This is a genomic window from Terrabacter sp. 2YAF2 (genome assembly GCF_052114705.1).
Taxonomy (GTDB): Bacteria; Actinomycetota; Actinomycetes; order Actinomycetales; family Dermatophilaceae; genus Terrabacter.
Genome location: NZ_JBFRFG010000001.1, coordinates 207557 through 225890, shown reverse-complemented (window position 1 = coordinate 225890; position 18334 = coordinate 207557). Strand labels below are relative to the sequence as shown.

The following is an 18334-nucleotide window of genomic DNA, read 5'->3' as shown; positions in this document are numbered from 1 at the left end:
GTCCTTTTGATACAAGGGAACTCGGGCCTCATATTGCGATTCGACTGATGCGGGAAAACCCGGTGTTACCGTGAAACGGGAGGAGCTCGCCGACTCCTATCACGTCAGTCACGACCGGTCCGGGGGGGTCCGCGAGTGGCGGGGGCTCCTACGGTTTGGACAGGCAGATGACGGTGAGAAGGCAGCCATCCGGCTGCTGGCTGGGGGAGAACTGGGTGGCCGGTGCGCACCGCGGTGACAAGCGGTTCGTGACGTCGACCCGGCTCGGCCGGTCGTCATGGTCTTCCTGACTGATGTGAGGTGGGCGGGAGCCACCGCACCTTCAGGGTGCGGGCGGGATGGGGCAGGCGTTCCGAGTACGTAGACCGTCCTCTGGGGGGATCAGAATGTCAGTGAGGAAGTTGAATTTCAGTCGTCGGCGTGCGCTGGCCGCCGTCGGTGGGCCGTGGGACGGACTGCAGATGGGGGCGCCCCGCTCCGGGGGCGACGCCGCGATGCGTGCCTTGTGCCACGACCTCATCCAGCCGCTCGCCGCGATCCGCATGCTCGCTGACCCGCACGTTCCGTCGAACGACGAACGCCTGGCGGGCATCCTGCACGAGGTCGCCTGGCTCACCGACCTCGTCGGTTCGGTGCTCGGCGGGGAACGGGAGGACGACCAGGAGCCCCTCGACCTCATGGAGGTCACGAGGTACGCGGTGTCGTGCTGTGCGCCCCTCGTCAGGTCGGTGGTCAGGCTGGAGGACGCCGGGCCCGTGCTGGTGCTCGCTCCGCGCATTGCCCTCGTCAGGGCGCTGATCTGCCTGTTGGACAATGCCGCTCGCGCCGCAGGACCACAAGGACATGTGACAGTCGTCGTCAGTGCCAGTGGACCGCTCGCGGTCGTGGCCGTCGCTGACGACGGACCCGGACTGGGCAGGATCGCGCCTCAACACTCCATCGGCCTCGTCACGGTCGCCGGCGTCCTCCGGGACTGCGGCGGACGGCTCCAGCTCGAGAACGGGGTTGACGGGGGTGCTGTCGCGACCGTCGAGCTGCCGATCCTGGCGCAGGTCCAGACCCGATGAGGATCGTGGTCTGCGACGACCACCGTCTGCTGCTCGAAGCCCTCGGTGCCTCGCTCGCGGCGCGCGGCCACGACGTCGTGGCGTTGGCCGTGACGCCCGACGAGGCCGTCTCCGCCGTGACCGACCATGCGCCGGACGTGTGCCTGCTCGACCTGCACTTCCCGGGAGGCACGAGCCTCGATGCCCTCCAGGCCATGAGGGCAGGGCAGCCGGGCACCAAGGTCGTCGTCTTCTCGGCGACGGCGGATCCTCAGGCCGTCGTCGGGACACTCTCACTCGGTGCCTCCGGTTTTCTCCGGAAGTCGATGTCGATGGACGAGATCTGCGTGATGCTCGACCGCGCCGCCGAGGGCCAGGTCGCAGTGGAGGCGAGTCTGCTGCAACAGGCCTTCCTGCCCCCATCCGCTGCTGACCCGCTGTGGGCACTGCGGTTCCTGACCGATCGCGAGTGGGACGTGCTGCGGTGCATCACGCAGGGCCTGACCACCGAGCAGATCGCCCGGCAGCTCGGCGTGCGCAACAGCACCGCGCGCACGCACGTCCAGAACCTGCTCAGCAAGCTCGGGGTCCACTCCCGGCTCGAGGCGGCGGCTCTCCTCGCCGACCACGGGAGCCCGGCGATCTGGCCGGCACGACTGCGAACGTGACTGACGCCCCTTCGTGGACGTGCGCGACCCCCTCCCGGATCGGACATCCGGATCGGGCATGTGACGTAGTCGCGGGTCGTCCAGACGTCGGGTGTGCGGTCGGTCCTAGCCCTCGATGCTGGGTTCATGACGACCCAACCTGTCCGGGTTGTGGTCTTCGCCCGGCAGCAGCTCGTGCTGGAGGCGTTGGCTGAGACCCTGGAGGCGCTGCCAGGCCTGCGTGTCGTCGGGCGCGCCTCGACCGTGCCCGGTGTGCTCCAGCTGCTGGGGCCCGTGCCGGTGGACGTGTTGATCCTGCATGCGCTGGTCCGTCAGGACGCGTCCCTCGAGCTGGCGCGCTCCGCGCTCGAGCAGGTTCACGACCTGGGGATCGTGCTCGTGACGGAGCCGGGCGCCGCCGACCTGACCCGCCACGCGCTCCAGATCGGCGTCCGTGGCTGGGTGCGCAGCGACGAGCCGCTCGAACGCCTCGTCTCGGCCGTCCGCGAGGTCGGGGCCCACGAGGTCTTCATCCCGGTCTCACTGATGTCGTCGGTGCTGACCCCACCCCAGCCTGGCGCCACTCCCGAGTCCACTCGTCCGCCCCTCATGCGGCTCACCCCGCGTCAGTACGACGTCCTGCGGTGCCTCATGGACGGTCACTCGCGCGAGGAGACGGGCGTGCTGCTCCACATGTCGCCCAACACGGTCCGCACCCACATCGGCGCGATCCTCCGGCGGCTGCAGGTCCACACCACCCTCGCGGCCGTCGCTGAGGCGCGTCGCAGCGGGCTCCTCGGCCGGAGTGCCGAGGAAGCGTCTACCGCGAATGGCGTAGGCGGCCTCGGGCGGTGAGCGGGTGTGCTGCTGCTCCGAGTTTCCTAACGTCGAGGGAGCGGGACCGTCCGCGCCCATGCCGACAGGCCCTTGAGGCCCAGGGGGAAACATGACCGTTCAGACCTCGCCACGACGTGTAGCGGCGTCCCGCCCGATCCCCTTTGCGCGCACGGTGATCGGGCCCGAGGCGCGCTCTGCCGTGGCCCGGGTGCTCGAGTCGGGGTGGGTGACGACCGGGCAGGAGGTCGTCGAGTTCGAGCGCGAGTTCGCCGACTACGTCGGGGCCAGCCGCGGTGTCGCCGTCAGCTCCTGCACGGCCGGCCTCGAGCTGGCCCTGAGAGGTCTCGGCCTCGCGCCCGGGTCGCGCGTCCTGATGTCGACGAACACGTTCTGCGGCGCGGCCGGTGCCATCACGCACGCCGGCCTGGTGCCCGTGCTGGCGGATGTCGACCCATGGAGCGCCGTCCCGACCGAGGACCTCATCCGCGCGGCCGTCCGTGAGGTCGGTGGCGTGTCCGCGATGGTCGTCGTCCACCTCGGCGGGCGACCGGTCGATGTCGAGGCGGCCGCGGCGGCGGCCGGGATCGGTCTCGACCGGGTCATCGAGGATGCTGCGCACGCGCTCGGCACGGAGGTCGGCTCTCAGCGGGTCGGCTCGATCTCCCGAGCCACCTGCTTCAGCTTCTACGCCACGAAGAACCTCGCCATCGGCGAGGGAGGCATGGTCACGACGAGCGACGACGACTTCGCCGAGACCCTGGTCCGCACCCGCCTGCACGGCATGTCGAGGGACGCGTGGCGCCGCTACACCCCCGGGGCGAGCTGGCGGTATGACGTGGCGGACGACGGCCTCAAGGCGAACCTCACGGACGTCCAGGCAGCCATCGGCCGAGCGCAGCTGCGCCGCTTCGATGCCGACCAGGCCCGGCGCGTCGAGCTGGCTGCCCGTTACGACGCGCAGCTCGCGGGCCTGCCGTCGATCAGCCTTCCCCCGCGGCCGGTCGAGGGCCGACACGCCTGGCACCTGTATGCCGTGCGGATCCAGCCAGGGTTTCCCGTGTCGCGCGACGAGCTCATCGACCGGTTGAGTGCCCTCGGCATCGGCTCCTCCGTGCACTTCATCCCCCTGCACCGACTGACCTGGCACGTCAACCACTGCGTCGTGCCCGCGGGGGGCCTGCCCGGCGCCGACAGAGTCTTCGAAGGGACTCTCTCCCTCCCCTTCGACCAGAACATGACCGATGACGACGTCGACGAGGTGTGTGCAGCCTTGCGGCAGATAGGAAGTGCGCGATGACTTCGGAGGTTGGGACCAGACCGGGGATCGGCAGCTCGGTCCCGGACGTGGGGCTACGGACCCTGATCGTCGGAGCGGGCGCGGCCGGCAAGGCGTTGGCTCGAGACCTGCAGCGCGTCGAGGACTTCGGACTGTGTCCGGTGGGATTCCTCGACGACGACGTGACCAAGCGAAGGGTTCGGCACCTGCCCGTGCTCGGCAGGCTCTCGGACGTCCTCAAGGTCGCAACGGCCGCGCGCATCGACGTCGTGGTCCTCGCCATCCCCGGGCTGCCCGAGGCCGAGGTGACCCGGCTGGCCACCGCCGCTGCACGCGTCGGGGCCAGCGTCCGCCGGCTGCCGTCCTTCATCGCGATGCTGCAGCGCGACGTCGTCGGGACGGACCTGCGCTCGCTCGACGTGGCCAACCTGATCGGGCGAAGTGAGATGCACGTCGCCTCGCCGGAGGTCGCCGAGATCATCACCGGCAGAACCGTGCTCGTCACCGGAGCCGGAGGCTCGATCGGCAGTGAGCTGTGCCGTCAGGTCAACGGCTTCGCCCCGAGCCGCCTCGTCATGCTCGACCACGACGAGTCCAACCTGCACCGCCTCCAGCTCGAGCTCCGGGGGGAGGCCTTCCTCGAGGCCCACGATGCCGTGGTCGCGGACATCCGCGATGCGGAGCGGATGCGGCAGGTCATGGGCTACTACCAGCCCGATGTCGTCTTCCACGCGGCCGCGCTCAAGCACCTGCCGATGCTCGAGCAGCACCCGTGCGAGGGCGTGAAGTCCAACGTCCAGGGCACCGAGAACGTGCTCGTCGCCGCGGTCGAGGCCGGAGTGGAGCGTTTCGTGGCCATCTCGACCGACAAGGCCGCCGACCCGACCTCCGTCCTGGGGGCGACCAAGGCCCTGGCCGAGCAGGTGGTCAAGAAGCACGCCGGGGGTCGCACCGTCGTCTCCGCCGTTCGCTTCGGCAACGTGCTCGGCAGCCGCGGCTCGCTCCTGCCGGTTCTCGTCTCCCAGATGGCGGCGGGACGGGACGTGACGGTGACCCACCCGGACGTCACGCGCTACTTCATGACGATCGAGGAGGCCGTGGGACTCGTCCTCGAGGCGGCCCATCTGACGACCGGGTCCGAGACCTTCGTCCTCGACATGGGCTCGCCCGTGAAGATCGTGGACCTCGTTGCCAACTTCGCACGCCAGCTCGACGTCCGCGACGTCCGTATCCGCTTCACCGGTCTGCGTCCTGGCGAGAAGCTTCACGAGTCGCTCTTCAGCGACGACGAGGACTGTGTCCCCACCAGCCACCCGCGCATCTTCAGCGCCGACGCCGTCCCCGTGCACGAGGACTTCGACCTGCTGATGCTCTCGCTCTACGACGCGGCTGGACGCAACGCGGCGGACGAGGTGCGTCGCACCCTCCGTGCGGCGCTGCCGATCTACCGGCCCGAGCCCGTCGCAGCGGTGGCGATGCAGACCTCTGCGCCCTACCCGGACGACTACTGATGCACCCCGGCACCCACTCTGAAGACAGGTTGGCCATATGAAGATCAACGTCATCGCGGGTCGCGCCGACGAGCCACAGGGCGGTTCGACAACCGGTCACCATGGCGCGCGCGTGTTCGACAGCGACCACGTTCCTGCTGACCGTGACCTGGTCGCGTCGCTCAACTCCGCGACGCTCGGCATGGATCTTGCGGCACCCCCGGTTGTCCTGCCGGACTTCCACCACAAGTCAGCCATGGAGATGCCGTCCAGCATCGCCGTGGCGACCGCAGGCACGATCCGCCCGACGTTGACGAGCTCGTCGGTCAACTGCGGGATGGCGCTCATCGCGCTCAACTGCGACCGGCCGACCGCCGCCGCGGTCAGCGACTTCTACCGGCGGGTGCGCGAGCGCTACCCGTACCCGACGACGAACCGGCGCGACCTGTCCTACCGCGAGGTCGTCAGCGCGGCCACCGAGGGTGCCGCCTTCGCCGTCGAGCGGAACGGGGTGGACCCGGCCGAGCTCGAGCGCGTCGAGGAGGGCGGCAGGATCGACCTCTCGCGGTGGGGCGGCAGCGAGCGTCTCGTCGCCGAGATGCCGGCGCTCACGTGGCAGCTGGCCCGGCTCCGCTTCGGCACCGTGGGCCCGACCAACCACTTCGTGGAGCTGCAGGAGGTCGAGGAGATCCTCGATCCCGAGGCGGCTCGGCTCCTCGGGATCCGGGAGGGGCAGGTGACCCTGCAGTACCACGCCGGCGGTGGCGTTCTCACCGGCGAGATCGGGCACCTGTTCGCCCGGCGGCGTGACACCGCCCGGGTCATGAGGGCCGCGATGGCCGTCCAGAAGCCGCTCTTCCACCTCGCCACCGCACGATCGACGCAACAGGTCCGCGAGCGGATGCGCCTCTTCTTCACCGCTGCGTGCCCACCGGTCGAGCTCGACTCCGACGAGGGCAAGCGGCTCATGCTGGCCAACGCTGCCGCGATGAACTACGGCTATGCCTTCCGGATGGCCACGTACCAGGCGCTGCGACAGCTGGCGGCGGACGCTTTCGGTGGGGCGCCCGGCAGCCTCGTCGTCGACTCCCCGCACAACTCGATCTACGAGGAGGACGTCGCGGGGGAGCGCGCGGTCGTGCACCGCCACAACTCGTGCCGCGCCTACCCGGCCCACCTGATGACACCCGGCACCACCTTCGCGCAGACGGGACAGGCGGTCCTCCTCCCCGGCACGCACCGGACGTCCTCGTACCTCGCGGTCGCCGGGAGCTCGAGCAGCCAGAGCCTGCACTCCGCCTGCCACGGAGCGGGCACCGTCATCGACCAGTTCGCCAAGAACGGAACCTCCCAGTCCGACCCCGCGGGGCGATCGACCCTGCGGTTCCGCTACGACGACACCGCACCGACCGAGGCGCCGCACCTCGACGACGCCGGCGTCAACGCGGCGATGTCGGTGCTGTCCACCCATCGGATCGTCCGACCCGTTGCGCGGATGCGACCGTTCGCCGTCCTGCACTAGTCCCGCCCGGAAAGAGAAGTCACATGCGCATCGATGAGGCCTTCCGTCGAGTCATCGGCGGTTACTGGTGGCTGATCGGCCTGCTCGTCATCGTTCCCGCGGTGGCGGCCGGGCTCTACGGAGCCCATCAGCAGTCCCAGTACCAGGCGGTCGCCCGCGTCCAGATGTCCGGCGGGCTGGCCAGCACCAACGTCCAGGCGGACGCGGCGACGCAGTGGCTCCAGGGTGTCATCACGACCCCCAACATGGTCCGTCAGGCCATGGCGGCCGCGGGGATCCCGGGCGACCCGACGCTCTTCGCCACGCACTCGATCGACGTGACCCGGGTGGGCGTGTCCACGGTAAACGACGTGGTGGTCACCACGGACAACAGGAACCGGTCGATCATCGCCGCGAACTCCCTGGTGCAGCAGGCGTTGAGGTACGCCAACACCTCGCGGCAGAGCGACGCGGCCCAGATGGGCTCGCTCAACCGGCAGATCGACTCCCTCACCAAGGAGCGGGACGGTCTGATCCGGCAGCTGGCCGTCGCCCCACCGGGAACGGTGCTCGAGCTCCAGGCCCGGATCGCCGCGATGGCCCCCACCCTCACGGACCTGTTGCGCCAGCGCTCCGACCTGCTCCTCGCATCGACGCAGCGTTCGAGCATCGGGCTGCTCGATCCCGCCACCGCGCTGCCCGACGCGGTCGGCCCCAAGGTGCCGCAGCTCGTCGCGCTGGCCGCCCTCGCCGCCCTCATCCTCGCTCTGGGCTGCGTCGCGATCCTCGAGGCGATCCACCCGCAGGTCCGGGGTCGGCGGTGGGTCGCGGCCGAGCTCGACGCACCCCTGCTCGGGCACCTGCCCACCTTGGCACTCTCCGGTCCGAAGGGGGCCCGCAGCCTGCGCGACTTCGGTAACGCTGCGAGGGTGGTCGGTTCGCGGTTCGCCGGACGGCCCATCCTGCTGCTCCCGGTCGAGAAGAGGTATGACCAGTGGGCGGCACGCATCTGCCTGGAGCTCGAGACGCTCACGGGAGTGCGTGTCGAGCATGCGCCGGACGCGGCCGTCACGCTGCAGGGCAGAGGGCCCGCGCTCGGCCACCCGAGCGACCCCGTCGTGATCGCCCTCAGCCCGGCGGTCGAGTCACAGCGCAAGCTCGAGGACGTGGCGCGCCACGCAGCGGTGATGGGCTGGCCCATCGTCGGCGTGCTCACCTTCCGGCGCCGGCGCCTCCTCGACCGGGCGGCGCTCGCGCAGGGCGGCCGTCACGCCCGGCCACCCATCACCCCGGTCGCTCCCACGGCGCCTCCGAGCAGCGCGCCCGACCCGCTGGAGCAGGACCTCGGCGCCCTCAGCAGCCAGAAGATGCGGGGGATGTCGTGAGCCGCCGAGCCGAGTCGTGCGGCCTGACGGTGGAGGTGGAGTCGGGGTCCCGTGCCTGGCGCAACCTCGTGGACCGCGCCCTGGGCGACCCGCCACGACCGGCACAGCACCCGCAGCGGTCGGATGCCCCCGAAGCAGGGCGCACCCCCGACGTCGTGGTGCGCGTGGAGTCCTCGCACGCCCCCTTCCAGCTCTCTGGTCTCACCCCCCTGACCCGTGGGGCGTGGGGGGACGGGCGTCGCGTGGTGCTCGCCGACGCGTGCGGGAGCGGCCTCGACCTGCTCGTCGAGCCGTCGCCGGAGGCGCTCACCGTCACGGCACGCTCCCGCCCGGGGCCGACCCACCGGGCGCTGCGTCTCGCGGCGCCGGGCCGGACCGAGCTGCTCTGGCGCGCAGCGCTCCTGCAGTACCCGACCCTGTGGTGGGCCGCTGTGCGCGGCGCCGTGCCGCTGCACGTCTCGGCCGCCCGGGTGGGGGACCACGGTGTGGTGCTCGCCGGGCCGGGCGGCGTGGGCAAGTCGACCCTGCTGGGGAGCCTCGCCCACGACGACGGGGCACCGGTCAGCGACAACCTCTGCACCTACGACGGCGAGCGACTCCATGGGCTGCCCGAACCCCGTCGGGTCGACGCGGGAACGGCGAGGGCCCTGCGCCGGACGATGCCGCACGGCCGCGTGGAGCAGCCCTGGGAAGGTCGCCAGCACGCGATCCGGCCCTCGCTGCTGCTCGTCCTACGGCGGGGGACCGCCGAGCGGCCCACCGTTCGCCCGGTCCCGCCAGCGGTGGCCGCGCGCGCCCTCGTGGCCGGCACCTACGCGGCAGGCGAGCTGCGCCGCTACTGGGCCTTCTCGGCGACGCTGGCCCTGGGCACCGGGCTCGGGCCGGCTCATCCGGCGATCGTCGTTGAGGCGGAGCGGCTCGCCCGGTCCGTTCCCTGCCTCGAGGTCATGCTCCCCGCGCGTCCGGGGACGGCCCTCGCCGAGATCGTCGACCTGTGCGAGAGCACCGTCGCTGCGCCGAGCGCCACCACGGAATTTGTCGCGGAGGCCGCCACGAAGGCCGCCACCGAGACCGACCGCCACCGCCCTGCTGTGAGCACGCGGATGACAGGAGTTCAGGGATGAGTCAGCGTGTGGCCCACATCATCACCCGCTGCGTGGCGGGCGCCGGCGGCGTCGCCGTGCGCGGAGCGGTGAGCCTGCCAAGGGATCTCTACAGCAGCACCCTCGTCGTGGGCTCGGGCGACGTCCTGCTCGACGTAGCGCGCGCCCACGGTGTGGACGTCGTCGTCGTGCCGGAGCTCGTCTCCCCGATCAGCCCGACCCTGGACGCCCGTGCCCTCAGGTCGCTCGACAGGTTCCTCAGGTCCGAGAGCTTCGACGTCGTGCACACCCACAGCGCCAAGGCCGGCGTGCTGGGTCGCGTCGCGGCCTCGAGGGCCGGGGTCCCTCGCATCGTTCACACCCTGCACGGATTCCCTTGGCACGACTTCCAGCCCGCCGCCGTACGGCAGGCCTACATCCGCACCGAGCGTGCCCTGGCCCGCATCACCGACGCCTACCTCGCCGTCGGCACCGGTGTCGCGGTGGAGGCCCTCCGGCGGCGGGTGGTGCGTCCCGAACAGCTCGTCACGATCGGGCCTGCCGTCGAACCGGCCCCGGTCACCGTGTCGCCGGCCTCCCGGGCGCGGGCCCGCACGCTGCTCGGGCTGCCGGAGGACGCGACGGTCGTCGGCACCGTGGGGCGGATGGACTTCCAGAAGGCTCCTGAGGTCATGCTCGAGGCGCTGGGCCGCATGACGACTCCAGCGGTGCTGGTGTGGGTCGGTGGCGGTCCCCTCCTCGAGGAGACGGCCCGTCGTGCGCGGAGCGCGGGCCTCGAGCACCGGGTGCTGCTGCTGGGCAACCGCGATGACGTGCCCCAGCTGCTGCCGGCCTTCGACGTGTTCGCGATGTCGAGTCGTTACGAGGGCCTCCCGTGCGCCATCGTCGAGGCCCAGGAGTGCGGCATACCCGTGGTGGCGACATCGGTGAACGCCGTCTCGGACGTCGTGGTGCCCGGGGTGACCGGGCTGCTCGTCGCACCCCAGGATGCCGGCCAGCTCGCAGCAGCCCTCGACCACGCGCTGACCCATCCGCGACAGGCGGCGGCCTGGGCGGAGCACGCCCGCGCGCAGCTGGGCACCCGCTACGACGCGACCACGCTGGGCGCGACCCTGTGCGAGGTCTACACCCCGGAGCCGGCGGGCCAGCGGCCGCCGGTCCTGACCCCCCTGCCCGACTGGGGCCGGGCGTCGTGAGTGCGCTCGAGGCCGCGTTGGCCCTCCTCGTGCCGAAGGGGACCCCGGTGGTCCACGTCCACGGCACGCGACCTGCCTCAGGCACGGCGATCCCGCACCTGTCGCCCGGCGAGCAGCTGGTCTTCCTCGACGGCCGGCGCCTCAGTGCCCGCCGCCTGCGGCGGCTGGCGCGGGATGCGGGCCTCGTCGTCGACCGTGAGCTCGTCGTGCTGCCGGACCTGGGCACGCCGGCCTTCGTCGTCGAGGACGCCGTCGAGAGCATGGGGTGGTTCTGGAACGCCTTCGCCACCGTGCCACCCGGGCGCTCCAGAGGCGCTCTCCTCATCACCGCGACGACACTGCTCGGCCGGCACCGCCCCCTCGTGGGGTGGGTGGGTCGGCTCGTGCCCGGGCGCATGGTCATCGCCCACCGGCCATGACGACCTCGACCCGCCTGCCGGGCTCACCCGACCTCGTGGCCGTCGAGGCCGTCCTGCGGCAGCACCTGGGCGCTCGGTCGCTCCGGCTGGCCATCGTGGCCATGTCGCGGGACGACAACCCGAAGGCGGTCGTCATGGCGACGCAGCCCGGGGCGAGGACGCCCGTCCTGGCGGTGAAGGTCGCCCTGACGCCCGGCGCCGCGAGGTCGGTGCGTGCCGAGGCTGCGGCGCTCGAGCGCCTCGCCGAGCTCGACCCCGGGCTCGTCGGCGGCACGGTCCCGCGTGCGGTTGCGCTGCACGACACCGCGACGGGAACGATGCTCGTGACGACGGTCTCGCACGGGCGCCCGCTCTCGGTCGACTACCACCGCTGGCACCACACCGGTCGTCGTCGCGCCGTCGAGGCCGACTTCGACGCGGCGGCGGCGTGGCTCGCCGAGCTGCACGGTGTCGCGGTCCCGCCGGTGTCCGAGCCCGACTGCGGTGCCCTGCTGTCGAGCCGCTGGCCCGACGGCCTGGGGGATGCGGCAGCGCAGGTATGCCGTGACTCGCGAGAGCGCGTGGGCGAGCTGGACACGGGCCACGTCACGCACGGTGACTTCTGGTGCGGCAACATCCTCCGCTCGGGCCTGCGGGTCACCGGCGTCGTCGACTGGGAGCACACGCGCTTCGGGTCCGCTCCGCTGTGGGACCGGGTGCGTTTCGCCCTGGCCTACACCCTCTACCTCGACCGCCACACCCGCGCGGGCGCCCCGGTTCACGGCCATGCCGGCCTCCGGGCGGGTGCCTGGGGTGAACCCGTCCGGCACCTGCTGCGGGGGGAGGGCTGGTACGCCGACCGTGTCGCGGCCTTCGTCACGTCGGGCCCGGGGTGCGAGCTCCCCGCGCGGACATGGCGCGACGCCCTGCTGGTCGGGCTGGGCCAGGCGGCGGCGACGAGCGACGAACCGGACTTCGCCCGCGCGCATGCGCTTCTCCTCGCGGAGGTGGGGTCATGACGACGGTGGTCCGCAGTGCGGACACCGCAGGGCCCCGAACGGCGCCCAGGCTCTGGGCGAGGAACCACCCTGTGACGCCGGCGTCGCCGTCCCTGCGCCGCGTCATAGCGGCGGCCGTCGCGTGCATGCCGCTCCTGGCGCCGTCCGGGTTCGGCAACACGTCACCCGCCGACCTGCCCATCGTCCTCGCCATCCTGGGCGTTCTCCTCTGGCTGTCGCGCAACCGCGTGCGACTGCACGTGCCGTATGCCGCGGGGATGTGGTTGATGATCCTGGCTGGTGCCGTCGCCGCACTGGCCACCCTGCAGATCCGCTCGACCGCCGTGCTCGCCCAGGACCTCTTCCTCCTGCTCTGGGTCACCGTCATCGCCAACGCGGTGCGCGCCGACCGCTCGCTCGTGCGCCTGGTGTGCAGCAGCTGGTGCTGGAGCGGGATCGTCTGCGCGGCACTGCTGGTCGTCGGCCGCCTGGCCGGCATCTCGTGGTTGGCCGGCCAGACCGACCGCGACGGCTCGCGGGCGGCCCTGACGTTCGGCGACCCCAACCTCGCAGGCAACTACTTCGTCTCCTGCCTCTTCCTCGTCCTCGCCTCCCGGTGCCCGCGACGTGGCTGGCTGCGCGCCGGGGCGGTGATCCTGTTGGTGCTCGCGGTGGTCTTCACCGGCTCCCAGGGCGCCATGCTCGGGATGGTGGTGGGCGTGGGGGTGGCAGCCATCGTCGGTTCGTGGAGGTCGCGTGGCCCCATCACGGCCACCGGTCTTGCGTGCGCCGTGGCCCTGGTCGGCGGCCTCCTCGTCACGTCGGTCGACTGGACCTCGTTGCAGGAGCAGGCTGCCTCCAGTGGGCCGGTCCTGCACGACTCGTTCGGTCGCGGTGACTCCTCGAGCCAGGACCGGCAGGTCCTCTTCGCCGAGGGCCAGCGCCTCTTCTGGAACGGCACCCTCGTCGGCGTCGGACCGGGACGCACGGAGCCGACCCTCGCTGCGATCCCGGCGCCGTACGTCAAGGAGGCACACAACGACTACATGGCGACGCTCGTCGAGCTCGGGGTCCTCGGCGGCGTCGGTCTCGTCGTGCTGATCGCCTCGATCTCGGCACGGCTGGCCCGGGTCGCGGGACGACCCGGACGCGCTGGTGAGACGACTGCCGTCCGGGATCTCCTTCCGGCGCCGCAGTTCCTCGTCGCGATGGCCGTGTCGTTCATGGTCGCAGGCCTGTTCTACGAGGTGCTGCACTTCCGCCATCTGTGGGCCTTCCTGGGCCTGCTCGCCGGGTTGGACCTGATCCGTGCCGACTCCTCCCGTCCGTCCGAGAGGCGATGACATGGGCATCCACGTGGGCCCCGTCCGCGGGCCGCGCCGGTTCAGAATCCCCGGACGGGCCGTGCTCGACAACATCACGGCCCGGCTGGTCGCCGTGGTCGCGCTGGGGCTCGGCACGATCCTCGTCGCGCGGGTCGGGGGCGCCGAGGACGTCGGTCTGCTGGCCCTGCTCCGCGTCGTGCCCGGCCTGGTCGGCGTCCTGGCCGCCTGTGGTCTGCCCGGCGCGATGGGCTACTTCCTCGCCGGGCCGCATTCGACTGAAGCGCGCCTGTGGCCCACGATCCTGGCGGTGCTCACCGCGGGCGTCGGGTTCGGCATGGCGGCGTGGTTCCTGCTCATGCCGGCGATCCACGCTCTCCTGTTCCCGACGACGAGCACGCTCGTCATGGTCCTCGCCGGCGTCAGCGTCGGCACCCAGCTGCCACTCGCGGTCGCCAAGTCGAGCCTGCAGGGGCTCGACGACCGGCGGGGCTCCAACGTGGTCACCGCTGCCGAGGAGGCGGCCTTCATTCCCGCCTTCGCGGCCGCCTACCTGCTCGGGCTTCGAGGGCCCCTGCTGCTCGTGGTCGTGCTCATCGTCGCGGACGTCGTCGTCGCCGGCGCCGGCTGGGCCAGACTGGTGCGACAGGTGCACCGCCGGGGGATGCGGATGACCGGGCGCCCGGACCGGGGCCTCGCCCGCAGCATCGTGTCGTTCGGCTTCCTCGGTCAGGTCGGTGGCCTGGTCAACCTGCTCAACCTGCGCCTCGACTTCCTCATCCTGGGACACCTGGCCGGCCCGGTACCCCTCGGCATCTACGCCGTGGCGTCGAAGTTCGCGGAGCTCGTCAAGCTGCCGGCGCTCGCCGTCACCTGGGTGAGCTACCCGCAGATGGCTCGCCTGGGACCGGACGGCTCCGCGAAGCTGGTGCGGCGACAGCTGCCGTGGCTCATCGGTCTCGGCATCGCCGGCGCCGTCGTGCTGGCGCTCGCCGCGGGCCCCCTCCTCCCGGCCCTCTACGGCCAGGAGTTCGTCAAGTCCGTCGTGCCGGCCGCCATCATCGCCGTGGGCCTCGTCGCGTCGCCGGCTGGAGGCCTGGCCAGCGGCTACCTGCTCGGGACCCGGCGCCCCGGCACCAACTCGGTGCTGCAGGCTGTCGGCCTGCTCGCCACCCTCGGCCTGGACGTGCTGCTCATCCCCGACTTCGGGGTGATCGGGGCGGCGGTGGCCAGCGCCATCGCCTACCTGGTCACCGACCTCAGCACCCTGCTCGTCGTGCGACACCTCACGGCACGGGTCCCATGACGTTGGGACGGATCCTGGCAGGGATCACCCTCATGTCGGCCCTCCTGGCCGGCGGATGCAGCCACGCCGTGCCCGACGAGGCGTCACCCGGCCCGATCCCGGTCGGGACGCAGACGGCGCCCGACCGCAGGTACTTGGGGCTGGTCGACGACCTCCGGGCGAGGGGGACCGGCGTCTGGATCGAGTCCGACGTCGTCAAGGCCTACCAGGCCGGCCCGGCCCGCTACCACCAGGTGCTCGGCATCGATCTCGCCCTCGCGCGTCGCCCGGGAGTTGCCGGCATCAAGATCGCCGACGAGCTGGGCTACCACGACGGCACGACGCAGGAGCAGGCGGCGGCCATGGTGCGACAGACCGTCGCCGACATCCACGCCGCGTCGCCGGGGACGAAGGTGCTCATCGACGTCGTCGTCCCCGAGCTGGGGTGCCTGTCGTGGACCCCGACGTCGACGCCGGCCATGCGGATGTGCGGGGCGAACGCCGGCGCCGCGAACCCCGGGGCGAGCCTCGAAGCCGTGGACGGCTACGCCGCGTCCGGGGTCGACGTCATCGACCTCAGCACGGGACTCCAGGGCGACAGCTGGTACGTCGCGCAGGGAACCTCGAGGGACGAGGCGATGCGGCAGTGCTGGCGTGAGGCCATGCGCCGGTGGGGATCACGGGTGACCCTGCAGGCGCGCAAGGCTCTGGCCCACCCGGGGTCGTACACCGGAGACGCCGCCCAGGCCGAGGCCGACGTGCACACCTACGTCGACATCCCGATCGCCGCGGGAGCGAAGGCCGTCGACGTCTGGACCTGGGCCCAGAAGTACCAGGGCGAGCTCGTCACGCTCACCGACCCCGAGGGCGCACCGAACGCACTGACCCGTGCGCTGCAGCAGAGGCGGAAGGAAGGAGTGCGGCTGTGGACACACATGACACCCTCGACGTACCAGGTCGATCGGGCACACGACGTGGCCGCGGTGGCGAGCCAGTTCGACGCGGTCCTCGTCGCCGCCGGGACGGGGTGAGCCCGTCGGACGCCGCTCGCGTCAGCGCCGCTCGTCGAGCCGTCGACGTCGTCGTCGCCGCGATCGCCTTCGTGCTCACGGCGCCGCTCGTGGCGGCGGCGGTGGTCGCCATCCGCGCGACGAGTCCCGGGCCGGCGCTGTTCCGTCAGGAGCGCGTCGGTGCCGGTGGTCGACCCTTCACCATCCTCAAGCTGCGCACCATGACGAGCGGTGGCCGTGGGCTCGACATCACCATGGGTCACGACGCCCGGGTCACGAGGGTGGGGGCCCTGCTGCGTCGCACGTCGCTCGATGAGCTGCCGCAGCTGCTCAACGTGCTCCGGGGCGAGATGACGCTCGTCGGGCCGCGACCGGAGACCGTCGCGCTGGCGCGGCGCTACCCGCCTGAGTGCCGGTGGGTGCTCGAGCACACCCCGGGCTTGACCGGGCCCGCCCAGATCAGGATGCGTGACTCGCGCGTGCTCGAACCGAGCGCCGCCGCGCTCCTCGAGGGTGCCGTCCACGACCCCGAGGCGTGGTATCTCCAGACCATCGTGCCGCGTCGCGTCGAGCTGGATGCCGACTACCTCCGGGCGCCGTCGCTGGCCCGCACCCTGCTCGTCCTGCTCGAGACCGCGGTCTACCTGCTGCGGCCGCAGTGACGGGCGCCGAGCCCCCGACAGCACGCGCCTCGACGAGGCCGGGCTGTCGGGGGCTCGGCGCGGGTCATTGGAGGGTCGGGGCCGTCGCCCGAGTCACCTGCAGGGGGTCGCACCTGGCATTGAGGCACGCACCGCTCGCGAGGTCGAACTCGAAGTTGTGACCGAGGCAGCGGAGCACCCCGTCGTGGATGATGCCGCCGTACTGGAGGTCCTCACCGGCGTGCGGGCAGTAGCGGCTCACGACGTACTCCCGATCGCCCTCGCTGAGCACCACCGTCTCGGCCGGGTCACGGTTCGTCTCGTAGTCCTCGACCGCCTCGAGGGCGTCCTGGTCCGCGTGCTTGAGCAGGCCCACGAGGTAGTCGTTGTAGACGTCGGGCTCGCGGCTGGCACGGATCCGCAGCGAGAGGAAGAGGTCCTCCCAGCGGGCCCGCCCGGTGAGGACAGCGTTCAGCCAGCGAGCCTCGACGGTGAGGTGGTAGCCCGGCACCCGGTCGCTCGGGCTGAGGTCGACCTCCGTGGTCTCCGGCCCCAGACGCACATCCCACGTGCCCCCCGCGCGTCCGAGCACCTCGAAGCGCACCGTCATGCCGATCCGCTGCAGGAAGTAGTCGGACAGCGCGCCGAGGTCGAGGAAGTGCTCGCGGAAGCGCTCGGCGAGCCGGCTGTCGGGCTCGGGGTCGGGCAGCTCGGCGTGGACCGCGGCGATCTCGTCGGCTCGGCGTTGCGCATACGCCCGCAGGTAGTCGGAGGTGTCGTCGAAGGTGAAGTCGGCCCACATCGGGTCACGCTCGACCTCGCCCGAGCCGGCGTGCAGCCGGTCGCCCGGGAGGAGGACGAGCGCGGTCTGGCCGGGCAGCCGCTCCCGGAGGAACTCGAGGGTCTGGCCCTGGTGGGGGAAGATCCCCGGGTGCTGCGCCGTGGGGTTGTGCTGCGCGACGGCGGGGTCGAGGAAGGCCGGCGGTCCGGCATACGGCATGACGATCTTCGGCGGCGCCGAGCGGAGCAGCCGCGTCACGGCCCGGAACTTGCCAGACCGCTTCTCGGCGCTGATCCGCTCGATCACCTCGGGTGGGTAGTCGTAGCAGATGGGGTGCCAGGAGGCCCCCGACATCTGCACCCCCATGACGTCGATGGGCCGGCCGACCTCCTCCGCGGCCCGGCGCAGCTGGCTGACGCTGAGGCGCGCGTCGTTGGTGTGCAGCACGGCGTGGCCGTCGACATAGATCAGGATGGCGGCGTCGTGGCACATCGGGCTGAGCTCGGGGATGACCGTCACCCAGTCGCCCCGGTCGTTGAGGGCGAAGCGCTCCCAGGCGTCGAGCTCGATGACGACGTTGCGGATGCCGGCGCCGGCGATGCGGTTGCGCATCTCCCTCGAGGGATACCGCGGGATGACGAGGCGCACGGACGGCGAGAGTCCCTGCAGGAGAGGCAGGTCGAGATGGTCGAGGTGCTCGTGCGAGATGGCGACCCAGTCGGCGTCGAGCACCTGCGGGGTGCGCACGTGGGCGTTGTCGGGAAACGGGAACCAGGAGGCGAGGAAGGCGCCGCCCGGCGACATCCAGGGGTCGCACAGCATCCGCAGAGCCGGTGCGTCGATGCGTAGGCCGGCGTGGCCGAGTGAGGTGACGAGGGGTCCGTTCATTCCTCGACGATCCGCCGTCGTGCCCGTGACCGAAACCGGCGTGGGGTTGACCGCGCTCTACGTCGTTTGACGGAGCCTCAGAGTCCGCAGTAGTGGCGCAGGGCGGTCAGGTCGCTGCGGAGGGCAGCGCCGATGTCCGTGTGCCGTTGGGCCGAGGTCTCCGACGGGGTGGTGAGGGTGGTGCGGTAGGCGGTGAGGTCGTCGGCGAGGTTCTGGGCGAGCTCGCGGGCGTCGTCGGATGCCGTGGCCCTGGCCGAGGAGGCGGCTCGGCTCAGGGCCGAGGTGACCACGTTCGGCGGGGCGCCGGGCGCGGTGGCAGTGACGGCGGCGGCGACGAGCAGGCCGATGGCCGGGCAGTCGCTGGGAGGGCCCGGCACTCTGGTCGCGGCTCGCGGCGCCGGGGTCACGGCCTGGGACGCGCCGCTCGCGAGGAACGCCGCGCCGAGGGCGAGCACCGCCGTGAGCGCGATGCCGAGCAGGATCTGCCAGCGGCGGGAGGTGGTGGTCGAGTGGCTCATGGTGTCGTCCCG

The 18334-nt window shown here is 71.8% G+C and carries 17 protein-coding genes; 15 read left to right on the top strand and 2 right to left on the bottom strand.

The window, feature by feature from the left end:
• Positions 1–392 precede the first annotated feature (392 nt).
• The 15 genes from AB4030_RS01060 to AB4030_RS00990 all read left to right on the top strand — a co-directional run bounded on the left by AB4030_RS01060 (position 393) and on the right by AB4030_RS00990 (position 16156).
• Positions 393–1067 carry a sensor histidine kinase gene (locus AB4030_RS01060; protein ID WP_442277317.1) on the top strand — a complete coding sequence of 225 codons (675 nt, stop codon included), beginning with the start codon at positions 393–395 and terminating at the stop codon, positions 1065–1067.
• A complete protein-coding gene (locus AB4030_RS01055; RefSeq protein ID WP_442277316.1) occupies positions 1064–1714 on the top strand; it encodes a response regulator in 651 nt (216 codons plus the stop codon). Before AB4030_RS01060 ends, AB4030_RS01055 begins: the two co-directional genes overlap by 4 nt.
• A 126-nt stretch (positions 1715–1840) precedes the next feature.
• Complete coding sequence (locus tag AB4030_RS01050; protein ID WP_442277315.1) at positions 1841–2548, top strand: response regulator transcription factor; 708 nt, start codon at positions 1841–1843, stop codon at positions 2546–2548.
• Positions 2549–2639: 91 nt separating this feature from the next.
• Positions 2640–3827 (top strand): DegT/DnrJ/EryC1/StrS family aminotransferase, encoded by a 1188-nt coding sequence (locus AB4030_RS01045; RefSeq protein WP_442277314.1) that lies wholly within the window; start codon positions 2640–2642, stop codon positions 3825–3827.
• The gene (locus AB4030_RS01040; protein WP_442277313.1) at positions 3824–5317 is read left to right on the top strand and encodes a polysaccharide biosynthesis protein; all 1494 of its coding nucleotides are present in this window, start codon (positions 3824–3826) and stop codon (positions 5315–5317) included. The genes AB4030_RS01045 and AB4030_RS01040 overlap by 4 nt, the downstream gene beginning before the upstream one ends.
• Positions 5318–5354: 37 nt before the next feature.
• Entirely contained in the window at positions 5355–6818 is a 1464-nt protein-coding gene (locus tag AB4030_RS01035; protein WP_442277312.1) for an RtcB family protein, read from the top strand.
• Between the two features lie 23 nt (positions 6819–6841).
• Entirely contained in the window at positions 6842–8182 is a 1341-nt protein-coding gene (locus tag AB4030_RS01030; protein ID WP_442277311.1) for a hypothetical protein, read from the top strand.
• A complete protein-coding gene (locus AB4030_RS01025; RefSeq protein ID WP_442277310.1) occupies positions 8179–9306 on the top strand; it encodes a hypothetical protein in 1128 nt (375 codons plus the stop codon). Before AB4030_RS01030 ends, AB4030_RS01025 begins: the two co-directional genes overlap by 4 nt.
• Positions 9303–10481: a glycosyltransferase gene (locus AB4030_RS01020; protein WP_442277309.1), complete on the top strand. Its 1179-nt coding sequence runs from the start codon at positions 9303–9305 to the stop codon at positions 10479–10481. The genes AB4030_RS01025 and AB4030_RS01020 overlap by 4 nt, the downstream gene beginning before the upstream one ends.
• Positions 10478–10900: a hypothetical protein gene (locus tag AB4030_RS01015; RefSeq protein WP_442277308.1), complete on the top strand. Its 423-nt coding sequence runs from the start codon at positions 10478–10480 to the stop codon at positions 10898–10900. The genes AB4030_RS01020 and AB4030_RS01015 overlap by 4 nt, the downstream gene beginning before the upstream one ends.
• On the top strand, positions 10897–11898 hold the full coding sequence (locus AB4030_RS01010; protein WP_442277307.1) for a phosphotransferase: 1002 nt from the start codon (positions 10897–10899) through the stop codon (positions 11896–11898). Before AB4030_RS01015 ends, AB4030_RS01010 begins: the two co-directional genes overlap by 4 nt.
• Before the next feature lie 71 nt (positions 11899–11969).
• Entirely contained in the window at positions 11970–13220 is a 1251-nt protein-coding gene (locus AB4030_RS01005; protein WP_442277306.1) for an O-antigen ligase family protein, read from the top strand.
• Positions 13221–13281: 61 nt separating this feature from the next.
• Entirely contained in the window at positions 13282–14505 is a 1224-nt protein-coding gene (locus tag AB4030_RS01000) for a lipopolysaccharide biosynthesis protein (protein WP_442277305.1), read from the top strand.
• A 32-nt stretch (positions 14506–14537) separates the two neighbouring features.
• Positions 14538–15515: a hypothetical protein gene (locus tag AB4030_RS00995; RefSeq protein ID WP_442277304.1), complete on the top strand. Its 978-nt coding sequence runs from the start codon at positions 14538–14540 to the stop codon at positions 15513–15515.
• Positions 15512–16156 (top strand): sugar transferase, encoded by a 645-nt coding sequence (locus AB4030_RS00990; RefSeq protein ID WP_442277303.1) that lies wholly within the window; start codon positions 15512–15514, stop codon positions 16154–16156. The genes AB4030_RS00995 and AB4030_RS00990 overlap by 4 nt, the downstream gene beginning before the upstream one ends.
• 64 nt (positions 16157–16220) lie before the next feature.
• On the opposite strand, the gene AB4030_RS00985 is transcribed toward AB4030_RS00990, so the two are convergent.
• Positions 16221–17804, bottom strand: a complete 1584-nt coding sequence (locus tag AB4030_RS00985; RefSeq protein WP_442277302.1) for a Rieske 2Fe-2S domain-containing protein — start codon at positions 17802–17804, stop codon at positions 16221–16223.
• 77 nt (positions 17805–17881) lie between these two features.
• Positions 17882–18322, bottom strand: coding sequence for a hypothetical protein (locus tag AB4030_RS00980; protein WP_442277301.1), 441 nt, complete (start codon positions 18320–18322; stop codon positions 17882–17884).
• Positions 18323–18334 lie beyond the last annotated feature (12 nt).